The sequence below is a fragment of the Fictibacillus aquaticus genome (assembly GCF_002245695.1).
Lineage (GTDB): Bacteria > Bacillota > Bacilli > Bacillales > Fictibacillaceae > Fictibacillus > Fictibacillus aquaticus.
In genome coordinates, this window is sequence record NZ_NOII01000001.1 from 544322 (window position 1) to 567743 (window position 23422).

At 43.7% G+C, this 23422-nt stretch carries 27 protein-coding genes; all 27 read right to left on the reverse strand.

What is annotated here, in order from left to right; genetic code table 11:
- Nucleotides 1-10: 10 nt before the first annotated feature.
- The gene (gene fliF, locus CGZ90_RS02860) at nucleotides 11-1603 is read right to left on the reverse strand and encodes a flagellar basal-body MS-ring/collar protein FliF (RefSeq protein WP_094250820.1); all 1593 of its coding nucleotides are present in this window, start codon (nucleotides 1601-1603) and stop codon (nucleotides 11-13) included.
- Nucleotides 1604-1687: 84 nt separating this feature from the next.
- Nucleotides 1688-1978, reverse strand: a complete 291-nt coding sequence (fliE, locus tag CGZ90_RS02865; protein ID WP_094250821.1) for a flagellar hook-basal body complex protein FliE — start codon at nucleotides 1976-1978, stop codon at nucleotides 1688-1690.
- An 11-nt stretch (nucleotides 1979-1989) separates the two neighbouring features.
- Nucleotides 1990-2439, reverse strand: coding sequence for a flagellar basal body rod protein FlgC (flgC, locus tag CGZ90_RS02870; protein WP_205727365.1), 450 nt, complete (start codon nucleotides 2437-2439; stop codon nucleotides 1990-1992).
- Between the two features lie 2 nt (nucleotides 2440-2441).
- Nucleotides 2442-2855 carry a flagellar basal body rod protein FlgB gene (gene flgB, locus CGZ90_RS02875; protein WP_240515330.1) on the reverse strand — a complete coding sequence of 138 codons (414 nt, stop codon included), beginning with the start codon at nucleotides 2853-2855 and terminating at the stop codon, nucleotides 2442-2444.
- A gap of 217 nt (nucleotides 2856-3072) precedes the next feature.
- Nucleotides 3073-3852: a GTP-sensing pleiotropic transcriptional regulator CodY gene (gene codY / locus CGZ90_RS02880; RefSeq protein ID WP_094250822.1), complete on the reverse strand. Its 780-nt coding sequence runs from the start codon at nucleotides 3850-3852 to the stop codon at nucleotides 3073-3075.
- Nucleotides 3853-3874: 22 nt separating this feature from the next.
- Entirely contained in the window at nucleotides 3875-5278 is a 1404-nt protein-coding gene (gene hslU / locus CGZ90_RS02885; protein WP_094250823.1) for an ATP-dependent protease ATPase subunit HslU, read from the reverse strand.
- 23 nt (nucleotides 5279-5301) lie between these two features.
- Nucleotides 5302-5841: an ATP-dependent protease subunit HslV gene (gene hslV, locus CGZ90_RS02890; RefSeq protein WP_094250824.1), complete on the reverse strand. Its 540-nt coding sequence runs from the start codon at nucleotides 5839-5841 to the stop codon at nucleotides 5302-5304.
- Nucleotides 5842-5865: 24 nt separating this feature from the next.
- Nucleotides 5866-6768, reverse strand: a complete 903-nt coding sequence (gene xerC / locus CGZ90_RS02895) for a tyrosine recombinase XerC (protein WP_094251765.1) — start codon at nucleotides 6766-6768, stop codon at nucleotides 5866-5868.
- Between the two features lie 61 nt (nucleotides 6769-6829).
- Entirely contained in the window at nucleotides 6830-8137 is a 1308-nt protein-coding gene (gene trmFO, locus CGZ90_RS02900) for an FADH(2)-oxidizing methylenetetrahydrofolate--tRNA-(uracil(54)-C(5))-methyltransferase TrmFO (protein ID WP_094250825.1), read from the reverse strand.
- Nucleotides 8138-8150: 13 nt separating this feature from the next.
- Nucleotides 8151-10226: a type I DNA topoisomerase gene (gene topA, locus CGZ90_RS02905; protein ID WP_094250826.1), complete on the reverse strand. Its 2076-nt coding sequence runs from the start codon at nucleotides 10224-10226 to the stop codon at nucleotides 8151-8153.
- Nucleotides 10227-10305: 79 nt separating this feature from the next.
- Entirely contained in the window at nucleotides 10306-11193 is an 888-nt protein-coding gene (gene dprA / locus CGZ90_RS02910) for a DNA-processing protein DprA (RefSeq protein ID WP_094250827.1), read from the reverse strand.
- 102 nt (nucleotides 11194-11295) lie between these two features.
- Nucleotides 11296-12210 carry a succinate--CoA ligase subunit alpha gene (sucD, locus tag CGZ90_RS02915; RefSeq protein ID WP_094250828.1) on the reverse strand — a complete coding sequence of 305 codons (915 nt, stop codon included), beginning with the start codon at nucleotides 12208-12210 and terminating at the stop codon, nucleotides 11296-11298.
- Nucleotides 12211-12250: 40 nt separating this feature from the next.
- Nucleotides 12251-13411 carry an ADP-forming succinate--CoA ligase subunit beta gene (sucC, locus tag CGZ90_RS02920; RefSeq protein ID WP_094250829.1) on the reverse strand — a complete coding sequence of 387 codons (1161 nt, stop codon included), beginning with the start codon at nucleotides 13409-13411 and terminating at the stop codon, nucleotides 12251-12253.
- A 202-nt stretch (nucleotides 13412-13613) separates the two neighbouring features.
- Nucleotides 13614-13772 carry an alpha/beta-type small acid-soluble spore protein gene (locus CGZ90_RS20610; RefSeq protein ID WP_165766747.1) on the reverse strand — a complete coding sequence of 53 codons (159 nt, stop codon included), beginning with the start codon at nucleotides 13770-13772 and terminating at the stop codon, nucleotides 13614-13616.
- Between the two features lie 38 nt (nucleotides 13773-13810).
- Nucleotides 13811-14101 (reverse strand): EscU/YscU/HrcU family type III secretion system export apparatus switch protein, encoded by a 291-nt coding sequence (locus CGZ90_RS02925; RefSeq protein WP_094250830.1) that lies wholly within the window; start codon nucleotides 14099-14101, stop codon nucleotides 13811-13813.
- Entirely contained in the window at nucleotides 14098-15534 is a 1437-nt protein-coding gene (locus tag CGZ90_RS02930) for a hypothetical protein (RefSeq protein ID WP_094250831.1), read from the reverse strand. Before CGZ90_RS02930 ends, CGZ90_RS02925 begins: the two co-directional genes overlap by 4 nt.
- Before the next feature lie 19 nt (nucleotides 15535-15553).
- Nucleotides 15554-16327, reverse strand: coding sequence for a ribonuclease HII (locus tag CGZ90_RS02935; RefSeq protein WP_094250832.1), 774 nt, complete (start codon nucleotides 16325-16327; stop codon nucleotides 15554-15556).
- A gap of 133 nt (nucleotides 16328-16460) precedes the next feature.
- Nucleotides 16461-17312: a ribosome biogenesis GTPase YlqF gene (ylqF, locus tag CGZ90_RS02940; protein WP_094250833.1), complete on the reverse strand. Its 852-nt coding sequence runs from the start codon at nucleotides 17310-17312 to the stop codon at nucleotides 16461-16463.
- Between the two features lie 13 nt (nucleotides 17313-17325).
- Entirely contained in the window at nucleotides 17326-17877 is a 552-nt protein-coding gene (gene lepB, locus CGZ90_RS02945) for a signal peptidase I (RefSeq protein ID WP_094250834.1), read from the reverse strand.
- Between the two features lie 89 nt (nucleotides 17878-17966).
- Nucleotides 17967-18311 carry a 50S ribosomal protein L19 gene (rplS, locus tag CGZ90_RS02950; protein ID WP_094250835.1) on the reverse strand — a complete coding sequence of 115 codons (345 nt, stop codon included), beginning with the start codon at nucleotides 18309-18311 and terminating at the stop codon, nucleotides 17967-17969.
- A 132-nt stretch (nucleotides 18312-18443) separates the two neighbouring features.
- On the reverse strand, nucleotides 18444-19184 hold the full coding sequence (trmD, locus tag CGZ90_RS02955) for a tRNA (guanosine(37)-N1)-methyltransferase TrmD (RefSeq protein ID WP_094250836.1): 741 nt from the start codon (nucleotides 19182-19184) through the stop codon (nucleotides 18444-18446).
- A gap of 2 nt (nucleotides 19185-19186) precedes the next feature.
- Nucleotides 19187-19702, reverse strand: a complete 516-nt coding sequence (gene rimM / locus CGZ90_RS02960; protein WP_094250837.1) for a ribosome maturation factor RimM — start codon at nucleotides 19700-19702, stop codon at nucleotides 19187-19189.
- A 108-nt stretch (nucleotides 19703-19810) separates the two neighbouring features.
- A complete protein-coding gene (locus CGZ90_RS02965) occupies nucleotides 19811-20038 on the reverse strand; it encodes a KH domain-containing protein (protein ID WP_094250838.1) in 228 nt (75 codons plus the stop codon).
- A gap of 21 nt (nucleotides 20039-20059) precedes the next feature.
- Nucleotides 20060-20332, reverse strand: coding sequence for a 30S ribosomal protein S16 (gene rpsP / locus CGZ90_RS02970; RefSeq protein ID WP_094250839.1), 273 nt, complete (start codon nucleotides 20330-20332; stop codon nucleotides 20060-20062).
- An 81-nt stretch (nucleotides 20333-20413) separates the two neighbouring features.
- Entirely contained in the window at nucleotides 20414-21757 is a 1344-nt protein-coding gene (gene ffh / locus CGZ90_RS02975) for a signal recognition particle protein (protein WP_094250840.1), read from the reverse strand.
- 15 nt (nucleotides 21758-21772) lie between these two features.
- On the reverse strand, nucleotides 21773-22096 hold the full coding sequence (locus CGZ90_RS02980) for a putative DNA-binding protein (protein ID WP_094250841.1): 324 nt from the start codon (nucleotides 22094-22096) through the stop codon (nucleotides 21773-21775).
- Between the two features lie 339 nt (nucleotides 22097-22435).
- Nucleotides 22436-23422 (reverse strand): signal recognition particle-docking protein FtsY, encoded by a 987-nt coding sequence (ftsY, locus tag CGZ90_RS02985; protein WP_094250842.1) that lies wholly within the window; start codon nucleotides 23420-23422, stop codon nucleotides 22436-22438.

Below are 23422 nucleotides of genomic sequence, written 5' to 3' on the forward strand. Positions count from 1 at the left end.
ATGCTGCCTCCTAATCTTCTGAAAGCCACGTTCGCAACAGCTTCGCAAATTCATCTGGCTTTTCACGGGCCATTCTATCAAGCTGTTCCTTGCGTACTGTGCTTTCTGATTCAAACTCGCTGTTCACATCCGGTACTGAGAAACTTTCAATTGGGATATCTTGTCCAAGTTCATAAACGGTTTGTTTATCTTTCGTTTTCTTCCTTAAGGCAAAAATTAAGAATAATATAACAAGAAGAAGTATACCGCCAGTGATATAAACCCAAAGTGGAACTCCTTCCTTGCTTCCTCCCGCTGCTTCAGCTTTGCCTTTGAACGGCTGTGCAGATACGAACACCTTCTGCTCAATCTGTTCATCAGTTAAAGGATTTTCTGCATCTTTTGAGATCGTTGTCCTTACAATTGTTGCTAAAATTTGCTGGATATCATCCAGCCGCTCAGCAGGGAGTGAATCTGGCTTTTTCGGGTTAGGAGGTTCAACCATTGCTTGAATCCCGATATCTCTGATTTCATATGGGCTTTCCACAATTTCTTTTCTTATCTTGTTAACTTCGTTGTTAATGCGTTCTTCTACTTTTTCGTAATCACCATTTGAATTGCCTGAGGCGCCTGGATAATTAGGCACTTCCTCATCTCCGGTACCTGCTGTGCCGCCTGCCTGCGCACCTTCACCGGAAAACGTTTCCTTAATCCGTTCTACACTCACTTCAATGCCTTCCATTTTTTCCGGATCAACTGGCTCTACTAGATTTTCTTCTCTTTTTTCTTTCGTAAAATCGATATCTGCCGTAACAGTCGTCACTACTTTGTCATGACCTACAATAGTACCGAGCATTTGCTGGACGCGCCGTTGGATGTCCCGTTCAATGTCCATCTTTATTTTTCGTTGTTCATCATAGGCCGACATCGTATTGTCACTGCCGGATGGACTGTCAAGATCGTAATAATTTGAGTATTGATCAGTTATGACGATATTCTCTACCGGCAAGTTCGGCACACTTTTTGAAACTAAGTTATACAGTGCGTTGACATGCTGCTTCTCGAGCCTTGCACCAGGAGCAAGTGTCAGTACAACAGATGCTGAAGCGGGCTGTTCTTCATCCGAAACGAATACACCGGGTTCAGGCATTGTAATCATTACGGCAGCATCATCAACGCCATTTATACTTTTAATCAAGCTGCTTATTTCTGTCTGAGTTGCCTCACGCTCGAGAATACTGAATTCTTTATCTGTAATCCCAAAGCCTGATTTTTCTCCAAAATAGGAAAAGTCAATGTTGCCGCTTTTTGGAATACCTTCAGCAGCAAGTTCAACTTTTAAAGAATCTGCCTTTTCTGCCGGTACAAGGATGGTATTTCCGCCATCGGCTAGTTCAGATGTGATGCCTTTGCTGTTTAAGGTTTCTTGAACCTGCCCGGCTTCCTGCGGGGAAAGATTCGAATACAAAGGAACAAGCTCAGGCTTTGACAGGAAGATGGCTAAGTACACGATAATCACGATTGCTGCAAGAGCACCGCCTGCCACCAGTCCTTTTTGTAGATTAGTAAGGCTGTTAAAATAGCCTTTCGTTCTGCTTGTGAACACTCTCCACTTTTCGTTCATTTTTTCCCCCAATAGATGCCGCAAAAAAAATTTACTCTTTAACCCCCATAATCGAGGCAAAGGATCGAATAATTTTAGTAATCTTTAAATTTGCATCCTCATCATTTCTTGATAAGCTTCAACCGCCTTATTTCTGATTTCAACTGCGGTCTGAAGAGTGATGCTTGCCTTTTCAGCAGCTATCATAACCTGATGAAGATTGTCGGTTTTACCCGTCATAAGCGCTTCTGTAGCTTTGTTGGACTGGATCTGGGCATCGTTAACAGTATTTATTGCTTCATAAAGCGCTTCCTTAAATGATTGCTGTGCCTCGTTAGGCGTTATGCTGCGGGGGCTTGCCGCTGCAGACTGCAATGATTGAACCGATTGAATCATTTAGAACTCTCCTATCTGCCGATCTCAAGGGCCTTTAAATACATGCCTTTTGCTGCATTCAATGCAGTTACATTCGCTTCGTAGGAACGAGTTGCTCCCATCAGGTCCACCATCTCTTTAAGCGGGTCCACATTTGGGTATGCCACAAATCCCTGTTCATCTGCATCTGGGTGTCCCGGCTGGTAAACCATTTTAAATTCGCTTTGTTCCTCAATAATCGCTCTAGCTTTTACCCCAAAGCTATTTTTCTCTTCTTTCAGTGCATTCTGAAAAGATGATGCAAACGAATGTCTTCCCTCTTCAAGCACTACCATTTTCCGTCTATAAGGCTGCCATTTTCCGTCTATGTATTCTCCCCTGGTTGTATCTGCATTCGCCATATTCGAAGAGGCAACATCCATTCTGAGCCGTTGTGCCGTCAGTCCAGATGCTGAATGGTTGATCGCATTAAAAATACCCATAGTTACTTCCCGCCTTTAACTACCATTTTCAGCGAATTGAACTTACCGTTTATTCTCTGAACTAGAGTTTGATAGTAGAGCTGGTTTTTCGCCATTTCTGACATTTCAAGATCCATGTCCACGTTGTTCCCGTTATGGTTCATGTCTCCACCCCTGCGCTCTGCTGTTATTACTCGGCTATTACGGTTTCCTGTAAATTCAAAATGTCTTGAGTCCGATTTGTTAGCGGACAATTGTGTTTCCAGTTCACTAGCAAATGTTACAGATTTGGCTTTGTAATGCGGTGTGTCAGCATTCGCTATGTTTTCGTTGATTATTCTCTGTTTTGCAGCAGAGCCATTTAAAGCGTTTTCCAGATTTTTTATAATAGGGCTAGAAAACAATAAGACCATCCCCTCTTTTTTACTATAAATCATTAAAAATCTTCCAAAACTTTCTTACAATTCATATATTACGTGATATATCCAAAAAGTGTCTATGATTATTTTGCACAAATCGACTTAATTCGATATAAAGACCTATTTATCAATAGTACTTTGTTCCCGGTGTTTCTCATAGTAAATTAGTGCTTGCTTCAGCACTGCAAAGTAAATGCTCATAAAAAAAAGCCCTCCTCAATGGAGAGCTTCTTATTTATGATGTTTTAAGCTTTTCAAGTTCTAGTAAAAACTTGTCGTTTAATACTTTAATATATGTCCCCTTCATGCCGAGGGAGCGTGACTCAATGACTCCAGCACTTTCCAGCTTGCGAAGAGCGTTAACGATCACAGAACGGGTGATACCGACACGGTCAGCAATTTTACTTGCTACAAGGAGCCCTTCATTGCCTTCAAGCTCTTCAAAAATATGCTCGATCGCTTCAAGCTCGCTGTATGAAAGTGAGCTGATCGCCATCTGTACAATCGCTTTATTACGCGCTTCCTCTTCAATCTCCTCTGCCTTCTCGCGCAGAATTTCCATACCTACAACCGTAGCACCGTACTCTGCAAGGAGTAGATCATCATCATTAAAAGAGTTTGTAAGTCTTGAAAGGATTAAAGTACCAAGCCTTTCTCCTCCGCCGACGATAGGCACGATCGTTGTAAGTCCCGAAGTGAAAAGATCTTTGTTTTCAACCGGAAACGCTGTATATTCACTGTTAATGTCCAGGTTGGAAGATGTTTCTTTAATATTGAAGAGATTCTGTGTATAATCTGTCGGAAATTGTCTTTCCTCCAGCATTCTCTTCATGCGGTCATTAGCGATTTCTTGTTTAAGAGCAATCCCGAGCAGCTTTCCGCGGCGGCTTACCACAAAGATATTCGCTTCAATAACATCGCGCAGCGTTTCCGCCATTTCTTTAAAATTCACTTGCTTTCCGCCAGACTGCTGTAGCATGGCGTTAATCGTTCTTGCCTTTTCTAATAAGTTCATTCCATTTCCTCCTACATGAATCCTATAAAATATATTGGCTCAAATCTTTATTTTTTGCAATGCTCGCCAATTTTTCGTCAACATATTCTGGTGTGATGACAATGTGCTCCAAGCTGATATCCGGTGCCTCAAAAGAGAGATCTTCTAAAAGCCTTTCGAGGATCGTATGCAGCCTGCGGGCACCGATATTATCAGTATCCCTGTTCACATCAGCAGCAATATTTGCAATTCTAGCAATAGCTTCGTCAGAAAATTCTACATTTATACCTTCTGTTGATAATAGCGCCGTATATTGTTTCACGATGGCGTTATCCGGCTCAACCAATATTCTGACAAAATCTTCTACAGTCAGGCTTTTCAATTCAACTCTGATCGGGAAACGTCCCTGAAGCTCAGGTATCAGATCAGACGGTTTTGCCATATGGAACGCTCCGGCAGAAATAAACAATATATGATCGGTTTTGACCGAACCGTACTTTGTCATGACTGTCGACCCTTCGACGATAGGAAGGATATCCCTCTGGACTCCTTCTCTTGATACATCCGCAGAGTTCTGGTTCTTGCCTGCTATTTTATCAATTTCATCTATAAAGATAATACCCGATTGTTCCGCTTTGTACACGGCTTCGCTCGTAACATCGTCCATATCGATGAGCTTGGCAGCTTCATCCTGTGTCAGAACCTTCCTCGCTTCTCTGACAGTCAGTTTCCGCTTCTTCTTTTTCTTAGGCATCAGACCGCCGAGCATATCCTGCATGTTAAGACCCACTTGGTCAAGCCCTGTCCCCTGAAACATATCCATCATACTGTTTCCCTGCTCTTCAACCTCAACAGTTACCAGATTGTCTTCGAGCTCTCCAAGAGCAAGTTTATGGGCTGTCTGCCTTCTTTTCTGAGCAAGCGATGCATCTTCTTCATTTTGTGTATTGCTTTGCTGATTCTGATTCGCAGCTCCCCCAAAGAACATTTCAAGAGGGTTTTTCATCACATTTTCTTTCTTTTTTCCAGGAACGAGCAGTTCAACAAGCCTTTTATTCGCGTTTTCTTCAGCAGAGTCTTTAACCTCGTGCATCTTAATCTCTTTTACGAGTCTTATAGACGTCTCAACAAGATCGCGGACCATCGATTCTACGTCACGCCCTACATAGCCCACTTCAGTAAACTTAGTCGCTTCCACTTTAATGAAGGGAGCTTGAACAAGCTTGGCGAGTCTTCGCGCAATTTCCGTTTTCCCGACACCAGTCGGCCCGATCATGAGAATGTTTTTCGGCGAGATCTCATCACGGAGCTTTTCATCTAGCTTGCTTCTTCTATATCTGTTCCGCAATGCGACTGCCACCGCTTTTTTAGCATTGTTCTGGCCTATGATATATTGATCAAGCTTTTCTACAATCTGCCTAGGAGTTAAATGATGATGTTGATCCATTCTTCCACGCTCCCCGTATGAAATTAAAGCTCTTCAAGCACAATGTTCGTGTTCGTGTATACACAAATTTCTCCTGCCGTTTCAAGTGAGGCTAATGCGATTTCTTTGGCGGAAAGGGCAGGTGCTTTTCTCTTAAGTGCCCTTCCGGCTGCAAGAGCATAATTGCCGCCAGAGCCGATCGCCAATATTCCGTCATCCGGTTCGATCACCTCTCCAGTACCTGAAATAAGAAGCAGGTGATCTTTGTTCATAACGATCAGCATGGCTTCTAGTTTCCGGAGCACCTGATCTGTCCTCCATGCTTTAGCAAGCTCAACGCTCGCTCTTTGAAGATTCCCTGAATACTCCTCGAGCTTTGATTCAAATTTTTCATAAAGCGTGAAGGCATCGGCGACGGACCCTGCAAAGCCAGCAAGAACCTTTCCGTTGTAAAGCTTTCTTACTTTTTTCGCCGAATGCTTCATGACTACCGAATTGCCGAATGTGACCTGACCGTCTCCTGTCATCGCACACTCGCCATTATGGCGGATCGCAAATATCGTTGTCGCATGAAATGTTGTCATATGAAAATCCCTCCTGTACGATCTTTATGCACGAGGATGCGCATTATTATAGATCTTTTTCAGATGATCCTTTGTCACATGCGTGTATACCTGTGTCGAGGAAAGATGAGCATGACCGAGCAGCTCCTGAACAGCCCTTAAGTCGGCTCCTTCATTCAGCATATGAGTGGCGAATGTGTGGCGGAGCACGTGCGGGCTTATATGTACGTTAAGCGATGACTGCTCGATGATGCTGTTCAATATATTTCTTACGCTCCGCGCAGACAAAGGTTCCCCCCGGTAGTTCAAAAAAAGTGAATCGAACCGTTTTTCTGATTTTTTTGCCAACTCATTCCGGCCGCCTTCTATATAACGAGTAATCGCAGAAAGAGCGAATGAACCTAGCGGAACAAAACGTTCTTTTCTCCCTTTTCCCTTAATCAAGACGGACTCTACAAAAAAATCAATATCCTTTATCAATATCGAGCAGCACTCCGCAACACGTATTCCCGTTCCATACAGCAATTCAAGAATCGCTTGATTTCTCTGACCGAGCGGATCATCCAGCCGGCAAACGGAAAAAAGCTGCTTCATTTCTTCCTCATACAAAAAATGAGGCAGCTGCCGCCCTTTTTTGGGAAGAGACGCCATCGCAAAAGGATTATGGGAAAGCATTCCTTCACGGTTTAAGAATTTAAAAAAGCTTCGCAAAGAAGAGATTTTGCGCGCTACCGTGTTTCTGCTGTATGAAGACTCATGAAGAACAACAAGATAATGTCTCACCAAAACATAAGAAACAGCGGCAAAATCACTGATTGCCTGCTGTTTCATGAATGCTGCAAAATGCATAATATCTTTCTCATAATGTTCAATCGTTAATGGCGAACAGTTTTTCTCAATCGATAGATATTCCATAAACATTCCGATGTTATCACGAAGATTTGACATCTCAAACACCTCACAAAGCCCCTAAATCTTAACACAGAATAGGGGCTTTATCAATGAATTATTATATTTTTTTTATAAAATTCTGAATTGTTTCCAGCGCTCTGGCAGCAAACGCTTCGTATCGTTCTTTTTTATTGCGGATCTTTTTCTCCAGTGGAGGGAAAAGTCCGAAATTAGCGTTCATCGGCTGGAAGTTGTCCGGACTTGCTGTTGTAATGTAGTAGGCCATGCTTCCAATGGCTGTTTCTTTCGGAAATGAAACCGGTTCTTCACCCAGCACAAGCCGTGCTGCATTAATACCGGCGATGAGGCCTGATGCTGCGCTTTCTACATATCCTTCTACCCCAGTCATCTGGCCGGCAAAGAATAAGTCATCGCGTGATTTCAGCTGGTACGTATCTTTCATTAGCTTAGGCGAGTTCAGGAACGTATTTCTGTGCATGACGCCGTAACGGACGATTTCTGCGTTCTCAAGCCCTGGTATCAGCTGGAGCACTTCCTTTTGCGGACCCCATTTCATATGTGTCTGAAACCCGACAAGATTATACAAAGTTCCAGCACTGTTATCCTGTCTCAGCTGTACTACCGCATAAGGCTGTTTGCCTGTTCGAGGATCTTCCAATCCGACTGGCTTCATCGGTCCAAACAGAAGGGTTTTCTTCCCGCGTTTTGCCATGACTTCGACCGGCATGCAGCCTTCAAAGAAAATTTCTTTCTCAAACTCTTTGAGAGGAACAGTTTCAGCTTCGATCAAGGCTTCGTAAAAACGGTCAAATTCTTCTTCTGTCATCGGACAGTTCAAGTATGCCGCTTCTCCCTTGTCGTACCGAGACTTCAAATATACTTTTTCTTTATCGATGCTGTCTACTTCGATAATTGGTGCTGCAGCATCATAGAAATAAAAGTATTCTTCACCTGTAAGCTGTTTGAGTTTTTCAGATAGTGACGGGCTTGTCAGAGGACCTGTTGCGATAATTGTCGGTCCTTCCGGGATATCAGAAACTTCATCATGGATGACAGTTACATTTGGATGATTCTTCACCCGCTCTGTTACAAGTCCCGCAAATTCATGACGGTCAACTGCGAGGGCTCCGCCTGCAGGAACAGCACAATCATCTGCTGAAGAAATGATGACAGAGTCCAGTTTCCTCATCTCTTCTTTTAAAACACCGACAGCATTCGTCAATGTATTGGCTCTTAATGAATTGGAGCATACGAGCTCCGCGAACTTATCAGTATGGTGCGCCGGTGTCTGCCTGACTGGTCTCATCTCGTAAAGACGGACTTGAATGCCGCGTTTGGCGAGCTGCCATGCAGCTTCGCTTCCCGCAAGCCCTGCACCGACTACATTAACATGCTGGTTTGTCATGAAGCATTTCTCCTTACTTTCCTTGCTCTTCGGAATAGTCGCACTTTACACATTGTACAGCTTTTCCTTTTTTCAGCTTTTTTTCCACTAGCATACTATCGCATTTTGGACACTTTCTTGCAAGAGGTTTATCCCAAGAAACGAATTCACATTCAGGATATGTGTTGCATCCGTAGAAAATCCGTTTTTTCTTGCTTTTTCTTTCCACGATAGTTCCCTTTTGGCATTCTGGACATGGAACACCTGTATCTTTAACGATTGCTTTAGTATTTCTGCAGTCAGGAAAATTCGAACAAGCCATAAATTTCCCGTATCGGCCCATTTTAAAGACCATCTCGCTGCCGCATTTTTCACAGTCTTCTCCGGCTGGCTCATCTTTGATTTCAACCTTCTGCATTTCCTCTTCTGCAATTTTCAGCTTCTTTTCAAAGCCTTGATAAAATGAATCGATGATTCCAATCCAATTTTCTTTTCCTTCTTCCACTTCATCGAGTTCACTTTCCATTTTAGCTGTAAATTCAACGTTAAAAACTTCAGGGAAGAATTCAAGTGTCATCTGAAGGACGAGTTCACCCATTTCTGTAGGTACAAACTTTTTGTCGTCCAGTGCAACGTACCCGCGTTTCTGGATTGTATCAAGAGTCGGTGCATACGTGGAAGGACGTCCTATTCCTAGTTCTTCCATCGTCCTGACGAGACGGGCTTCTGAATATCTCGGCGGCGGCTGTGTGAAATGCTGTGTCGGCTCGAGATTTTTTTTCTCAGCAGTGTTACCTTCTTTAAGGTCTGGGAGAAGACGGTCTTTTTCTTCCTTGCCGTCGTCATTGCCTTCTACATATACTTTCATGAAACCTTGAAATTTCACAGCAGAACCATTCGCTCTAAACGTTACACCGTTGTTTTCAAGATCCACAGTCATTGTGTCCAGTATGGCTGATGCCATCTGACTTGCAACAAAACGCTCCCAGATTAAGCGGTATAGCCTCAGCTGATCACGCGAGAGATATTCTTTCAGCTTGGATGGCTGGTACATGACAGATGTAGGACGGATTGCTTCATGGGCATCCTGTGCATTTTTACCCGCTTTCTTCTCTGCTCTTGTGCTGTCTGTGTATTCTTTTCCGTACTCCTTAGTAATGAACTCTCGAGCTTCATCTTTTGCTGTATCAGATATACGTGTAGAGTCTGTTCTCATATATGTGATGAGTCCGACAGTTCCTTCTTTCCCTAAATCAATTCCTTCATAGAGCTGCTGCGCGATCATCATCGTTTTTTTGGCACGGAAGTTCAGCTTTCTAGCTGCTTCCTGCTGCAGAGATGATGTGATGAAAGGAGGAGAAGGATTACGTTTTCTTTCTTTTTTCTGTACAGATTGTATATGAAACTTTTTCCCGCTTATTTTGCCAAGCACTTCATTGACTTCTTTTTCGTTTGAAAGGTCGGCTTTTTTTCCGTTCAAGCCATAAAATTGCGCCTCGAACTCTTTTTTCTCAGAAGAGAAAACACCTTTTATCTTCCAGTATTCCTCTGGCTTAAACGCTTCAATCTCCCGTTCACGTTCAACGATCAGTCTGACTGCCACTGTCTGGACACGTCCAGCACTTAAGCCTTTTTTGATTTTCTTCCATAATAAAGGACTGACTTTATATCCAACGAGCCTGTCCAGCACTCGCCTTGCCTGCTGGGCGTCTACAAGGTCCATGTTGATCTTACGCGGGCGCTTGAATGAATCCTTGATTGCATTTTTAGTAATCTCGTTAAAAACAACACGGCATTCTGAATCAATCTCTACATCTAGACTATGGGCGAGATGCCATGCGATTGCTTCTCCTTCGCGATCCGGGTCAGCTGCAAGATAGATTTTGTCCGCTTTTTTGGCGGCAGTCTTCAATTCTTTTAAAACAGGACCTTTTCCCCGGATGGTTATATATTTCGGTTCATAGTTTTCTTCAACGTCAACGCCTATCTGGCTCCGCGGCAGGTCACGGACATGTCCCATAGAGGCTTTTACTTCATATTTGCTCCCCAAATACTTCTTTATCGTTTTTGCTTTTGCGGGAGATTCAACGATTACTAGGTATTTTTCCATATTTCCAGGATATCCCCCTTTAAGGGTTTAATAAAATCTTCCCTATTATTAAATAATGTATCCTCATTTGTCAAACGCTTTAAGAAAACGCTTCACTGAATGCCTTAGGATATTCTGCTACAATGTCGGTAAAATCCGCCACTAATTTCGCACCATTTTGAATTAGAGTATTCGTGCCTGAACAGCTTGGTTCAAGTATGGAACCAGGAACAGCGAATACTTCTCTTCCTTGCTCGAGTGCCTGATCTGCTGTTATAAGAGAACCGCTTTTTTGTTGTGCCTCAATGATGAGAGTTCCCGGACTCAATCCGCTGATGATCCGGTTCCGCATCGGAAACTGCCACTTTTTTGGCCTATTATGATAAGCGAACTCAGAGAGCAAAATCCCCTTTTTGACTATCTGGTCAGCTAAAAACTTATTACTGTCAGGATAAACCATGCCAAGTCCATGACCTAGCACAGCTATTGTCGGCTGCTTCTCACTTAATGACAATCGATGAACTGCGGTATCTATTCCGGAAGCCAGCCCGCTCACAGTTGTCCAGCCTTGTCTGATGAGCGGCAGGAGAAGATGAGATGTACTTTTAATCCCGTACGGTGTCGGTTTTCTCGTTCCAACCACACTTATGCATGTTCTGGAAAAATATTCAACATCCCCTTTGGCATATATTACCCATGGCGGATCAAAAATACTCTTAAGCATAACAGGGTAATCCGGATCTCCGGCCGCAATGAACGTGATGTTCGCATTATTATATGTATCAAACAGCTTTTTAAAGGAAGAAGATGCAAGATGTCGGCTGAGCTTTTCAGCGGCTGCTTCGCTAAGCTGAAAAAAGTTAGACAGTTCACGGCTTTTCATTTTAAAAATTTGCGCCAAAGTTGGGTCTGCCTTTAACATTTGATAAATGCGCTTCCATCCTATGCCTTCACACTGATGAAGTATGAATAATCTTTCACGGTCCATCACCAGCTTCCTCCTTTAAAAAAGCTTAAATAAGAGCAAAAGCTCCCATCTAGGGAGCTTTTGCCAAATCATGCAAAAGCATCAGAAATTCCTTATGCCTGATTATGCCTTTGCTTTATGTGTTGTGCAGCGGTCGAGCATGTCATGTTCTTTAAGGACTGAAATAAGTGTTTCGCCCATCACTGATGGTGTCTCAGCCACTTTAATGCCGCATGCTTCCATTGTTTTGATCTTTTCAGCTGCTGTGCCCTTGCCGCCGGAAATGATGGCTCCTGCATGGCCCATACGCTTTCCTGGAGGCGCAGTTTTTCCGCCGATGAAGCCGACAACAGGCTTCTTCATGTTCGCTTTTACCCATTCAGCCGCTTCTTCTTCTGCAGTTCCGCCGATCTCGCCGATCATGATTACAGCATAAGTGTCATCATCTTCGTTAAACGCTTTTAGAACATCGATAAAATCTGTTCCGTTTACCGGATCTCCACCGATCCCTACTGCAGTCGACTGGCCGATGCCATTTTGAGAAAGCTGGTGAACAGCTTCATACGTTAATGTACCGGAGCGTGAAACAACACCTACGTGGCCTTTCATGTGGATATATCCAGGCATGATGCCGATCTTGCATTCTTCCGGCGTGATAACACCCGGGCAGTTCGGTCCAACTAGACGTGTTTTCTTTCCTTCCATATAACGCTTTACTTTTACCATGTCCATGACAGGAATACCTTCTGTAATACAGATGGCAAGGTCAAGTCCAGCATCAACAGCTTCAACGATCGCTTCTGCAGCAAATGCAGGCGGCACATAAATAACCGATGCGTTCGCACCAGTCGCTTTTACTGCTTCTTCGACTGTATTAAAAACAGGAACGCCTTCTACCTCAGTTCCGCCTTTGCCAGGTGTTACTCCACCAACGATCTGAGTTCCGTATTCAATCATCTGCTTCGCGTGGAATAGTCCAACTGCGCCAGTGATACCTTGAACGATAACTTTTGTATCTTTATTGATAAAAATACTCATGCTCTATGCTCCACCCTTCTCGTATTCTTTGTTTGCTGCTTTACTTTACTAATGCGACGATCTTTTCTGCTCCGTCAGCCATAGAATCGGCAGCTGTAATGTTTAACCCGGATTCCTTAAGAATCTTCTTGCCTAGCTCAACGTTCGTTCCTTCTAGACGCACGACAAGCGGAAGCTCAAGACCAACCTGTTTAGTCGCCTCAACAACACCGTTCGCGATAACATCACACTTCATGATGCCTCCGAAAATGTTAACGAAAATACCTTTTACGTTTTTATCAGACAAGATAATCTTGAATGCTTCTGTTACCTTCTCTGTTGTAGCACCGCCTCCAACGTCAAGGAAGTTGGCAGGATCGCCGCTGTAATGCTTGATGATGTCCATCGTAGCCATAGCAAGTCCTGCACCATTAACCATGCAGCCGATGTTTCCGTCTAACGCGATATACGTAAGATCATATTTAGAAGCTTCGATCTCTTTTGGATCTTCCTCTTCAAGGTCACGGTATTCCATAATATCCGGGTGACGATAAAGGGCATTTGAATCGAAGTTTAATTTTGCATCAAGTGCCATTACATTGCCGTCGCCTGTTACAACTAACGGGTTGATTTCAGCAATCGAGCAGTCTTTTTCAACAAAAGCAGTATATAGGCTGATCATAAACTTTGCTGCTTTGTTGACGAGTTCTTTAGGAATGTTAATATTGTAAGCTAAACGGCGTGCCTGGAAGCTCTGAAGACCGATAGCCGGATCAATGACTTCTTTGAAGATTTTTTCAGGAGTAGCTTCTGCTACCTCTTCAATCTCAGTTCCGCCTTCTTCAGATCCCATCATGACAACGCGCGAAGTCGCACGGTCTAGAACAAGCCCGATATAGTATTCTTTTTTAATATCGCAGCCTTCTTCGATAAGTAAGCGCTTAACTTCTTTGCCTTCTGGCCCTGTCTGGTGAGTTACAAGCACTTTACCTAGAATTTCGCTTGCGTATGTTTGCACTTCATCTAAGCTTTTTGCCACTTTAACGCCACCGGCTTTACCGCGGCCGCCTGCATGGATTTGGGCTTTAACGACAGACACTGCACTGCCGAGCTCTTTTGCGGCTTCTACAGCTTCTTCAACAGAAAACGCTACTTTTCCGTTTGGAACAGCCACACCATATTTTCTAAGAAGCTCTTTTCCTTGATATTCGTGGATATTCATATCTCTCTCCATCCTCCTGTCATGGTAAAAACTTAAACTACCGTTCTCATTGTATATAAACATGCCTGTACTGTCTAGCATTCTTCAGAAAATTGCAAGCGCATCCAAATTTGCAAACAAAAAAACAAGCGGCTTTTGTCTGCCGCTTGCCCTTTTACTTGTTCCATTTACTGAATTTCGAAAGCTTTTTCAGCAGATTCTTTCATTTCCCGCTATTTTCTCGTTCTTCCTTTATGATTTTAGGTGTGATCGCTTCTCTCTCAGCCGAGGATCTGAACATGCCGAATTCTTCAGCCATTTCTTCTTTGAACCTGTTTGCTGCCTGCTCCGCTCCTGCAACGTCAAGCTTGTTTTTAGGCATTTTTAATCACTCTCCTTTTAGAGTTAGGATGCCCAAAATCAATTCTTTAATGTTTTTTCTTTCGCTTCTTTATCAAGCTTATATATATAAGCAAAAACTTCGGCTACCGCCTCAAATAATTCTGGCGGAATCTGACTTGAGATATCCAGCTTGGAAAGCAGATGAACGAGGGAAGGGTCTTTTTGCACAGGAATATCATGCTCTTTAGCAATCGACATGATTTTTTCAGCTGCTGCACCGTTTCCTTTTGCGATCACTACAGGAGCCTCGTTCATGCCGTTTTTATATTTCATCGCTACTGCTTTTAACTTGTTGCGGTCATTGTTCATATTTTCACATCCAGAGTGCGGAGATGCTGATTTTTCTCAGACAACGTGCCTGCCTGCTGTGCCCCAGAATGCTGTTTAAACGATACACTGCTAAGCTGATAGCCCATTTCGGACATGTATGGTTTTAATTCTTCAGCAGCATGTTGAGCAAGAATCTCGATTCCTTGATAGCTGCTGAAGAACGTTATCGCCATCACTTTGTTCTGTACGTTAATGTCTACTCCAAGCTGCTTAAGTTCCTCGAGCTCAAGCCACAGCCAAATCCGGCAGAAATCTTTATCTAATATATTATTCTTGTTTTTTTTGCCTTCCCAAATGATGCTTAGGTGCTTGGCAAATGTACCTTCGGGAAGCGGTATCTGCATGTAAATCTGCTGTGAATGGTCAGCAGGAGCCGGCATGTTCAGCAGCTGCAGTCCTGTCACTTTGCTAATAAGATGTTCAGCCTGCATCTTGACTGCTGGAGGCGCCTCCTTGTCCTCGATGAGAGCGAGCAGGACCATTTTAAGCGAATCTGCCGGATCCCCTTTATCCGGGAGGGGCTTTAAAAGCTGATGTTCGTGATGAATTCCGCTTGTTTTAATAAATTGTTCAAACGTTTGCTTAAAAAATTCTTTTACGGCTTGAGTCAAGGCTGGTCCGTTTTTTTCCCCTGCAGAAAGCAAAAGATGTTTTTCAGCAGGGCGCTCCATCGAACTGCTGCTTTCCTTAACACCAGCAGCTGCTGTGAAGTTTTCAACTGGCTGTATAGAAGATGGAACGCGTGTTTTCATCTGCGGATTTTCTTGATTTTCTTCGCTTTGCTGCAAAAAAAGGTAATCTTTGAGTAAAGCTGCTGTTTTGGATGCGGCAGGAAAGCGTAAATCTGAGTTTTTTAATGTATCGAAAAGGACTTGCATATCATCTTGTATATGCGTGCCTTGCATGGCATTCTTCAGTCCCATAACAACAGCTTTAGATGGCTGCAGCTGAAGGTCTGAAAGCTTTTGAAGAACAGCTCTATCCAGTTTAGGTTCGCTGTTATCGGAATGCTTCATTAAAAGAGCTGAGGCAGTAACAAGGCCTTTCGTTAACGGCAACCCTTCTTCGTCCAAAAATGAGAGCGCCCTCAAATGTTCGCTTGTATTTTTCAGTTCCATTTTTTGCAGAAGTTTTGGCCAGTCTCTATCATGCGCCAGGCTGTCAGATGATTTCAGCACGGGCTGTTCGCCCGAACGAGCAGACACAACTTCAAACACGTATGTTTTTCCTTTTTCAAGGGCTGTTTCTAGCTTTGCAGTAAAAACACCGTTTTTCAGCTGAACTGCAGCTGTCCCATCAAGAAACAGATCGGTTATTTTCCCAGTCAGCAGCTGCCCTTCCCTAAATGTGATCATTCCTGAGAAAGACGATGAAAGTGACCTGTTTACAAGCAAATCATAAAGCTGAATCATATCAGCCACTCTCCTTATTTTACGAGCTGTATGCCTGCACCGGCGCAAAAGACTTTCTATGTTCTTCCGTCGGACCATACTCTTTTAGCCCTTGCAGATGCTCTGCTGTCCCATAGCCCATATTTTTAGCAAACCCGTACTGCGGATAGTCTTCATGCAATTTTTTCATGTATTGATCTCTTGTCACCTTCGCTACAATGGATGCTGCAGCGATAGATATGCTTTTCTCATCGCCTTTTATAATCTTTGTCTGTGCGATATTGATATCTATTGTCATAGCATCAATGAGTACATGGTGAGGGGTTACAGAGAGCCCTTCAACCGCTTCTACCATTGCTGCTTTTGAGGCTTGGTATATATTAATACGGTCAATTTCAGGCGGTGAGATCATAGAAACCGAGACACTAATTGCATTGTCCATGATCTGGCTATACAGCTTGTCCCGCATTTTTTCACTGACCTTCTTAGAATCGTTGATCCCTCTCGGCGCCCATCCTGCAGGAAGGATGACCGCAGCGGCGACTACAGGACCGGCAAGCGGACCTCTGCCTACTTCGTCGACGCCCGCAATAAGCTCCTCTCCGCGGCTGAGGCAACCTTTTTCAAACAAACTCATTTCATCCAGTCTTCTCAATTCTGCTTCTTCTTTTTTAATTCTTCTCTTAAAACGATCCAGCAGGCTCTGAACACCTGCGCGTTCATCACTTTCATACTGCTGAATCAGCAGCTTTGTTTCATCTATACCTGCAGTCTTCAATATTACTTCGATCGATTTGACGCTTTCAGTTTTCATATATGTACTCCATCATGGTTAATATTAATATCGGTTCTATGAATTTATTATAAAGCAAATAAAGACAACTTGGCCGGCGGTAACAGTAAAAAAGGCAAGCCATAAAAGAATGGCCCGCCTTTTTTATCCACATTTATTCTTCCGGCTTCTCAAACGTCAGGCGTCCTAGCTTCTCTGCTCTCAAATCACGCAGTATCAATTCCGCTGCCCTGTCAAAATCGATTTCTCCGCCTGAGACGAGGCAGCCTCTGCGCTTCCCGATCTCTGCGAACAAATCGACAGGCTCGTCAGGAAATTGTTCAATATTGTAGCGTTCCTTGAGTCTTGCAGGATATGTCTCTTTTAAATAAGAAAGCGTAAAAAGAATAACATCGCTGAAGTCGAACAGTGTTTCTTTAATCGCGCCTGTTACGGCCAGTTTTCTGCCGATCGTTTCGTCCTCAAACTTTGGCCACAATATTCCCGGTGTATCGAGCAATTCTAATGATTTTCCGCATTTGATCCATTGCTGTTTTTTTGTAACACCAGGCTTATCTCCTGTTACAGCAATGTTTTTACCCGCCATCCGGTTAATAAGAGTGGACTTTCCGACGTTTGGGATCCCGACGATCAGCGCTCTCACTGCCCGCGGCTGAACAATGCCCTTGGCCCTCATCTTGTCAAACTTCTCTTTTACAAGCTCTTTCGCCGCAGCCTCGATCTTTTCGACACCTTTTCCTGTTCTAGAATTTAAGGCAAGAGAAGGGATTCCTTTTTCTTTAAAATATTTTTCCCAGGATTTCGTGATTTCCGGATCGGCCATATCTGCTTTGTTGAGAAGCAGGAGCCTTGGCTTGTTTCCGATAATCTGGTCGATCATAGGATTCCTTGAAGCAAGAGGAATTCTTGCATCTACAAGTTCGAACACGACATCGATCATCTTTAGTTTTTCTGTAATTTCCCGGCGCGCCTTCGCCATATGGCCGGGGAACCATTGAATGGTCATGCATCCACCTTCTTTACTTTACAAAGCCGATATCTGAAAGAGGCCAAAATTGGAACGACGCTTTTCCGATGATGTCATCGATCTTGACTGTTCCGATATTTCGGCTGTCACTGCTGTTGCGGCGATTGTCACCAAGGACGAAAAGTTCCCCTTCCGGCACTTTCTTTTCAGCGGTTACTTCATACAGCGTGAAATCATACGTTAAGTTTCCGTCTTTTGTTTTCTCTTTATACGGCTTCAAATATTCTTCATTAACTTTCTTGTCGTTGACGTAAAGCACGTCATTTTTATATTTGATTCTGTCACCGGGAAGTCCGATTACGCGTTTTATATAATCTTTTTCCTCTGTGGCCTTGAAAACGACAATGTCAAAACGGTCAGGCTCTCCTATTACATAGCTTAATTTATTGACTACTAGACGGTCTTGATGATGAAGTGTCGGCATCATAGACTGGCCGTCAACAACGATAGGTGCAAATAGGAAGAAACGGATGATACCGGCAAGCAGCAGCGCAGCAGCCAAAGCTTTAATCCATTCCCAAGTCTCATTTTTCTTTCGTGTCATAACTTTTCCTCACTTACGCCAAGTATATGTATGATCTTTAATATGGAAAAAGGAGCTTGAAAAAGTCAAGCTCCTTTTTTGAAAAATTATTAACGAATTTCTTTAATACGAGCTGCTTTACCGCGAAGTGCACGTAGGTAGTATAGCTTCGCACGGCGAACTTTACCACGGCGGACAACTTCAAGGTTTGCGATCTTAGGTGAATGTAATGGGAACGCACGCTCCACACCAACACCGTAAGATACTTTACGAACAGTAAACGTTTCAGAGATTCCTGAACCGCGCTTCTTGATAACAACGCCCTCAAAAAGCTGGATACGCTCACGAGTTCCCTCGATTACTTTCACGTGTACACGAACTGTGTCACCTGAACGGAAAGCAGGAAGATCGTTCTTTAACTGTTCTTTCGCTAGATCTGCAATAAGCTGTTGCATAGTTATTGCCTCCTTTTCAACAGATGTTCATGCTAACATAAAAAAGCAGCGGAACACCGGAATAATGCAGCATAAGCCACAAAGAATATAATAGCATATTTATCTCATTGATGGCAAGAAAGCATTACGAATTTATTCGTCTTTCTTCCACTTCGATAGCCAATCTTTCTCTTTGTCAGACAGCTGCTTATCTGCCAGTAAATCCGGTCTTCTTTCATATGTTCTTTTAAGCGATTCTTTATTTCTCCATTCCTCAATTAAAGCGTGGTTTCCTGACTGCAGAACATCAGGCACTTTCAATCCCCTGAAATCAGCTGGCCTAGTATAATGCGGATGCTCAAGCATCCCTGTGGAAAACGAATCCTGCTTATGAGATTCTTCATTCCCTAGCACTTCAGGAAGGAGTCTAGTTACAGCGTCCACGACAACCATCGCACCGAGCTCCCCGCCAGTCAGGACATAGTCCCCTATCGAGATTTCATCTGTAGCAAGATGCTGACGGATTCTTTCATCATAGCCTTCATAATGGCCGCAAATAATAATCAGATGATCTTCTCGCGCAAGTTCCTCCGCTTTTTTTTGCGAGAATCGTTCTCCCTGCGGGCACATAAGCACGATGCGCGGCTTTTTTGCGCTCTCTCTTTTTTCGGATATTGCTGCTGCAGCATCAAATATCGGCTGTGGAGCAAGGACCATTCCCGCACCGCCGCCATAAGGGTAGTCATCCACCCTGCGGTGTTTGTTTTCTGCGTAATCGCGGAAATCTGTGACCGAAAACGAGACAGCGCCTTTTTCCTGTGCCTTTTTTAAGATGGAAGAATGAAGAACACCTGAAAACATTTCAGGGAACAGTGTCAAAATATCGAATTTCATTTTTACAGAAGGCCTTCCAGCAATGTGATGACGACTTTCTGTTCTTGAACATCGACCGATTTAACAACTGACGGAATATAAGGAATCAAAATGTCTTTTCCAAAGCCTTTCCGCTTCACAACCCACACATCATTTGCACCTGGTGACAGGATTTCTTTAATCTTGCCAAGTTCTTCCCCTTCATCAGTAAAAACACTGCAGCCGATTATTTGATGATAGAAGAATTCTCCTTCCTCAAGTTCTACTTCTTCACTTGCAGGAACCTTCAGCAGCAGGCCTTTAAATGGTTCAACATCATTGATGTTTGGATGCCCTTCAAATGTCAGAAGATCAAACTGCTTGTGCTTACGGTGCGCTGATATAGTCACTGGAGCCATATCGCCGTTTTCTTTTGCCACGAACAATGTCTTTCCTTTTTTATAGCGTTCCTCAGGAAAATCTGTTCTTGAAATAACGCGGACCTCGCCGCGGATGCCGTGCGTGTTGACGATTTTACCTACGTTCAGCCATTCTGTCATGTACTCACTCCGCCTTCTTTTTATTGATTGTTCTCTTAAGGTTTGTATTTATCGCCGCCGTATTCTTTCTTACATAAGAAAAAAGGGAGGAGGCAGGCCTCATCCCTTTTAAACGATTTCAAGCGAAATCCTTTTATTGTGATTTGTGCCTGCAGCATTCACTACAGTACGAATCGCTTTGGCAACACGCCCTTGCTTGCCGATCACTTTTCCCATATCGGATGCATGAACGGTAAGCTGATAGACAAGCTTGCTGCCTTCTTCTACTTCTCTGACGCTGACTTCTTCTGGATGATCAACTAGAGCTTTAACAATCGTTTCGATCAACTCTGTCATCACAGTTCTCCTCAGTCCAAATTATTTTTGGTTTTTTGCGTTGTGGAACTTTTCCATCAAACCAGCTTTAGAGAAAAGGTTGCGTACAGTGTCAGAAGGCTTAGCGCCGTTCTGCATCCACTGAAGAGCTTTCTCTTCGTTGATCTTTACTTCTGCTGGTACTGTTACTGGATTGTAGTATCCGATTTCTTCAATGAAACGTCCGTCACGAGGAGAACGAGAATCTGCTACTACTACACGATAGAAAGGAGCTTTATGAGCACCCATACGCTTTAAACGAATTTTAACTGCCATTTAAAAATACACCTCCGAAAATAGTTCACACAAAATAATATAATAGTATAAATTGACAGGTTTGTAAACCTGAAAATTCTGTTACATAAAAGGGAATTTCATACCGCCTTTTTTCTTCCCTTTCATCATGCCGGACATTTGTTTCATCATTTTCTTCATGTCCTCAAATTGTTTAAGCAGTCTGTTGACTTCTTGAATCGGACGGCCTGAGCCTTTCGCAATCCGTTTCTTGCGGCTTGCGTTGATCACTTCTGGCTGTTCACGCTCATACTTCGTCATCGACTGGATGATGGCCTCCACGTGGCTGATCTGCTTATCATCGATCTGCACGTTTTTCAGGCCTTTCATCTTATTGGCACCAGGGAGCATGCCAAGTATCTCATCAAGAGGGCCCATCTTCTTGACTTGGCCCATCTGCTCGAGAAAGTCATCGAAGGTAAAGCTCATGTCCCGCATTTTTTTCTGCAGTTCTTTTGCCTTCTCATCGTCGACTGTAACTTGAGCCTTTTCGATAAGAGTCAGTACATCACCCATGCCGAGTATACGGGAAGCCATACGGTCCGGATGGAACGGCTCAATTGCATCCATCTTTTCTCCAAGTCCGACAAACTTGATCGGAAGACCTGTTACGGCTTTAATGGAGAGCGCAGCTCCTCCTCGAGTATCGCCATCAAGCTTTGTCAGAATCACCCCAGTCAAGCCGAGCTGTTCGTTGAAGCTTTCAGCGACATTCACTGCATCCTGTCCAGTCATCGAATCCACAACAAGAAGAATTTCATCAGGCTTAACAGCTTCCTTAACCTGCTTCAATTCTCCCATAAGGTTCTCATCTATATGCAGACGTCCTGCAGTATCGATGAAAACATAATCGTTATGGTCTTCTTTAGCCTTTTGGACAGCCTGTTTGGCAATCTCGACCGGACTAATCTGGTCACCGAGTGAGAAAACCGGCATGTCCAGCTGCTTGCCGAGTGTCTCAAGCTGCTTAATAGCGGCTGGACGATAAATATCAGCAGCTGCCATGAGCGGTTTCTTATTCTGTTTCTTTCTTAAGTGGTTGGCAAGCTTTCCAGATGTGGTAGTCTTACCAGCACCTTGCAGCCCGACCATCATGACAACGGTTGGCGGACGGCTGCTCACGGCAATTTTGCTCTGCTCACCGCCTAGAAGCGCAGTAAGTTCCTCATTAACAACTTTTACAACCTGCTGGCCCGGCGTCAGGCTTTTTAGCACTTCCTGTCCTACCGCACGTTCCGAAACCTTCTTAATGAAGTCTTTTACCACTTTGAAATTAACGTCCGCTTCAAGTAAGGCGAGCCTCACTTCACGCATCATCACTTTAACATCCGCTTCTTCTACTTTCCCTTTTCCGCGGATTTTCTGCAATGTGCTTTGAAGACGGTCTGCTAATCCTTCAAAAGCCATATAATGAATCGCCCCCTATTCCATTTTGTCAAGGCGATCAATGATCGCGGAGATTTCTTCAGAGTTATCGCCGATCAGCTTCTTCAATTCCTTCAGCAGCTGGTCGCGTTCCTGAGACTTTGAGAAAAGTCCAAGCTTTTCTTCGTATTCCTCCAGCATCGCCTCTGTACGCTTTATATTATCATACACGGCCTGACGGCTGACCTCATACTGTTCCGCGATTTCCCCAAGCGAATAATCGTCCAGGTAATAAAGAAACATATAGTTCTTTTGCTTAGGCGTCAGCAATGATTGATAGAAGTCAAACAAATAGTTAATGCGCATTGTTTTATCAAGCATGCCGAGTCACCCCTTGTTAAGTGAAAAGCCTTTACGTATACAATATACTATCCGGTTTATCACATGTCAAGTTTTTTTCTTGTCGCAAAAACCAATCAACCATAACTGCCAATGAGCGACATCAATCCAAGAACAAAGCAGCATGAGAAGGATACTTTAAGCGCGCTTAGGAGAGCATTGAAGAAAAATTCTTTACTAACCAGTCTGGCGCTGGTGATCTGCGCTCTAGGTGCTGAGCCCGCGTGTGCCTGAAGCGGCAGCTTCTTCTCTGAATTCTGACAAAAAAAGCAGAAAAAAACAACCGAAAAAGCGGCTGCTTCTCGGTTGTTTTTGAATGAGTTAATTTTGTTCCTCGTCCTCATTGAACGAGAACAAGCCATAAACGAACTGGTCCGGATCAAACGGCTGCAGATCGTCAATTTTTTCACCGAGACCGACGAGTTTGACTGGAATGTCGAGCTCATGACGGATCGCGAGCACGATCCCCCCTTTAGCCGTTCCATCAAGTTTTGTAAGCACAAGACCGGTAACATCTGTTGACTGGCCGAAGGTTTTAGCCTGATTCATCGCGTTTTGACCAGTTGTCGCATCCACGACAAGAAGTACTTCGTGAGGTGCTCCTGGTACTTCACGCTGGATGACGCGCTTAACTTTCTCAAGCTCATTCATTAAATTAACTTTGTTTTGAAGACGGCCGGCTGTATCACATAATAAAACATCTACTCCGCGTGCTTTTGCTGCCTTAATGCTGTCATAGACGACAGCAGCCGGATCAGCACCTTCCTGATGCTTTATCACGTCTACATCAGCTCGCTGGCCCCACACTTCAAGCTGATCGATGGCTCCCGCCCTAAAAGTATCACCTGCTGCAAGCAGAACACTTTTTCCATCGTTTTTCAGCTGATGTGCCAGCTTTCCAATCGTCGTCGTTTTTCCGACTCCGTTTACCCCTACAAAAAGGATAACGGTCATGCCGCTGCTCTGAATGTTCAATGAACCATCGTTACCCTCTTTATGTAGCATCTGCGCCAGTTTTTCAGAAATTGCGGATTTCAGTTCCGCAGGATCTTGTATATTTCTTGTACGAGCAACATCTTTAAGCTCATCGATGATGTCAAGCACCGTATGCACCCCGACATCAGCGCTGATCATAATTTCCTCCAGCTCCTCGAAGAAATCCTCATCCACTTTACGGTATCGCTTCACAAGGTCATTTACCTTTGAAGTAAAAGAAGTACGTGTCTTTTCGAGCCCTGTGCGGAATTTTTCAGATACCGCTTCTGACTGGCCCGTTAATTTGTCTTTTATCCGTTTAAAAAAACTCAT

Excerpts from the sequence above, each read along its gene's own strand:
- ftsY (WP_094250842.1), bottom strand. The coding sequence starts at position 23,422 with ATGAGTTTTTTTAAACGGATAAAAGACAAATTAACGGGCCAGTCAGAA.
- sucC (WP_094250829.1), bottom strand. The coding sequence starts at position 13,411 with ATGAATATCCACGAATATCAAGGAAAAGAGCTTCTTAGAAAATATGGT.
- codY (WP_094250822.1), bottom strand. The coding sequence starts at position 3,852 with ATGAACTTATTAGAAAAGGCAAGAACGATTAACGCCATGCTACAGCAG.
- CGZ90_RS02980 (WP_094250841.1), bottom strand. The coding sequence starts at position 22,096 with ATGCTTGATAAAACAATGCGCATTAACTATTTGTTTGACTTCTATCAA.
- ffh (WP_094250840.1), bottom strand. The coding sequence starts at position 21,757 with ATGGCTTTTGAAGGATTAGCAGACCGTCTTCAAAGCACATTGCAGAAA.
- xerC (WP_094251765.1), bottom strand. The coding sequence starts at position 6,768 with ATGTCAAATCTTCGTGATAACATCGGAATGTTTATGGAATATCTATCG.
- rimM (WP_094250837.1), bottom strand. The coding sequence starts at position 19,702 with ATGACAGAATGGCTGAACGTAGGTAAAATCGTCAACACGCACGGCATC.
- fliF (WP_094250820.1), bottom strand. The coding sequence starts at position 1,603 with ATGAACGAAAAGTGGAGAGTGTTCACAAGCAGAACGAAAGGCTATTTT.
- CGZ90_RS02965 (WP_094250838.1), bottom strand. The coding sequence starts at position 20,038 with ATGACAGAGTTGATCGAAACGATTGTTAAAGCTCTAGTTGATCATCCA.
- CGZ90_RS20610 (WP_165766747.1), bottom strand. The coding sequence starts at position 13,772 with ATGCCTAAAAACAAGCTTGACGTTGCAGGAGCGGAGCAGGCAGCAAAC.
- ylqF (WP_094250833.1), bottom strand. The coding sequence starts at position 17,312 with ATGACCATTCAATGGTTCCCCGGCCATATGGCGAAGGCGCGCCGGGAA.
- rpsP (WP_094250839.1), bottom strand. The coding sequence starts at position 20,332 with ATGGCAGTTAAAATTCGTTTAAAGCGTATGGGTGCTCATAAAGCTCCT.
- CGZ90_RS02925 (WP_094250830.1), bottom strand. The coding sequence starts at position 14,101 with ATGAACAATGACCGCAACAAGTTAAAAGCAGTAGCGATGAAATATAAA.
- trmFO (WP_094250825.1), bottom strand. The coding sequence starts at position 8,137 with ATGACAAACCAGCATGTTAATGTAGTCGGTGCAGGGCTTGCGGGAAGC.
- sucD (WP_094250828.1), bottom strand. The coding sequence starts at position 12,210 with ATGAGTATTTTTATCAATAAAGATACAAAAGTTATCGTTCAAGGTATC.
- lepB (WP_094250834.1), bottom strand. The coding sequence starts at position 17,877 with ATGACACGAAAGAAAAATGAGACTTGGGAATGGATTAAAGCTTTGGCT.
- flgB (WP_240515330.1), bottom strand. The coding sequence starts at position 2,855 with ATGATTTATAGTAAAAAAGAGGGGATGGTCTTATTGTTTTCTAGCCCT.
- hslU (WP_094250823.1), bottom strand. The coding sequence starts at position 5,278 with ATGGATCAACATCATCATTTAACTCCTAGGCAGATTGTAGAAAAGCTT.
- hslV (WP_094250824.1), bottom strand. The coding sequence starts at position 5,841 with ATGACAACATTTCATGCGACAACGATATTTGCGATCCGCCATAATGGC.
- dprA (WP_094250827.1), bottom strand. The coding sequence starts at position 11,193 with ATGGACCGTGAAAGATTATTCATACTTCATCAGTGTGAAGGCATAGGA.
- CGZ90_RS02935 (WP_094250832.1), bottom strand. The coding sequence starts at position 16,327 with ATGAAAACTGAAAGCGTCAAATCGATCGAAGTAATATTGAAGACTGCA.
- fliE (WP_094250821.1), bottom strand. The coding sequence starts at position 1,978 with ATGATTCAATCGGTTCAATCATTGCAGTCTGCAGCGGCAAGCCCCCGC.
- trmD (WP_094250836.1), bottom strand. The coding sequence starts at position 19,184 with ATGAAATTCGATATTTTGACACTGTTCCCTGAAATGTTTTCAGGTGTT.
- topA (WP_094250826.1), bottom strand. The coding sequence starts at position 10,226 with ATGGAAAAATACCTAGTAATCGTTGAATCTCCCGCAAAAGCAAAAACG.
- flgC (WP_205727365.1), bottom strand. The coding sequence starts at position 2,439 with ATGGGTATTTTTAATGCGATCAACCATTCAGCATCTGGACTGACGGCA.
- CGZ90_RS02930 (WP_094250831.1), bottom strand. The coding sequence starts at position 15,534 with ATGATTCAGCTTTATGATTTGCTTGTAAACAGGTCACTTTCATCGTCT.
- rplS (WP_094250835.1), bottom strand. The coding sequence starts at position 18,311 with ATGCAACAGCTTATTGCAGATCTAGCGAAAGAACAGTTAAAGAACGAT.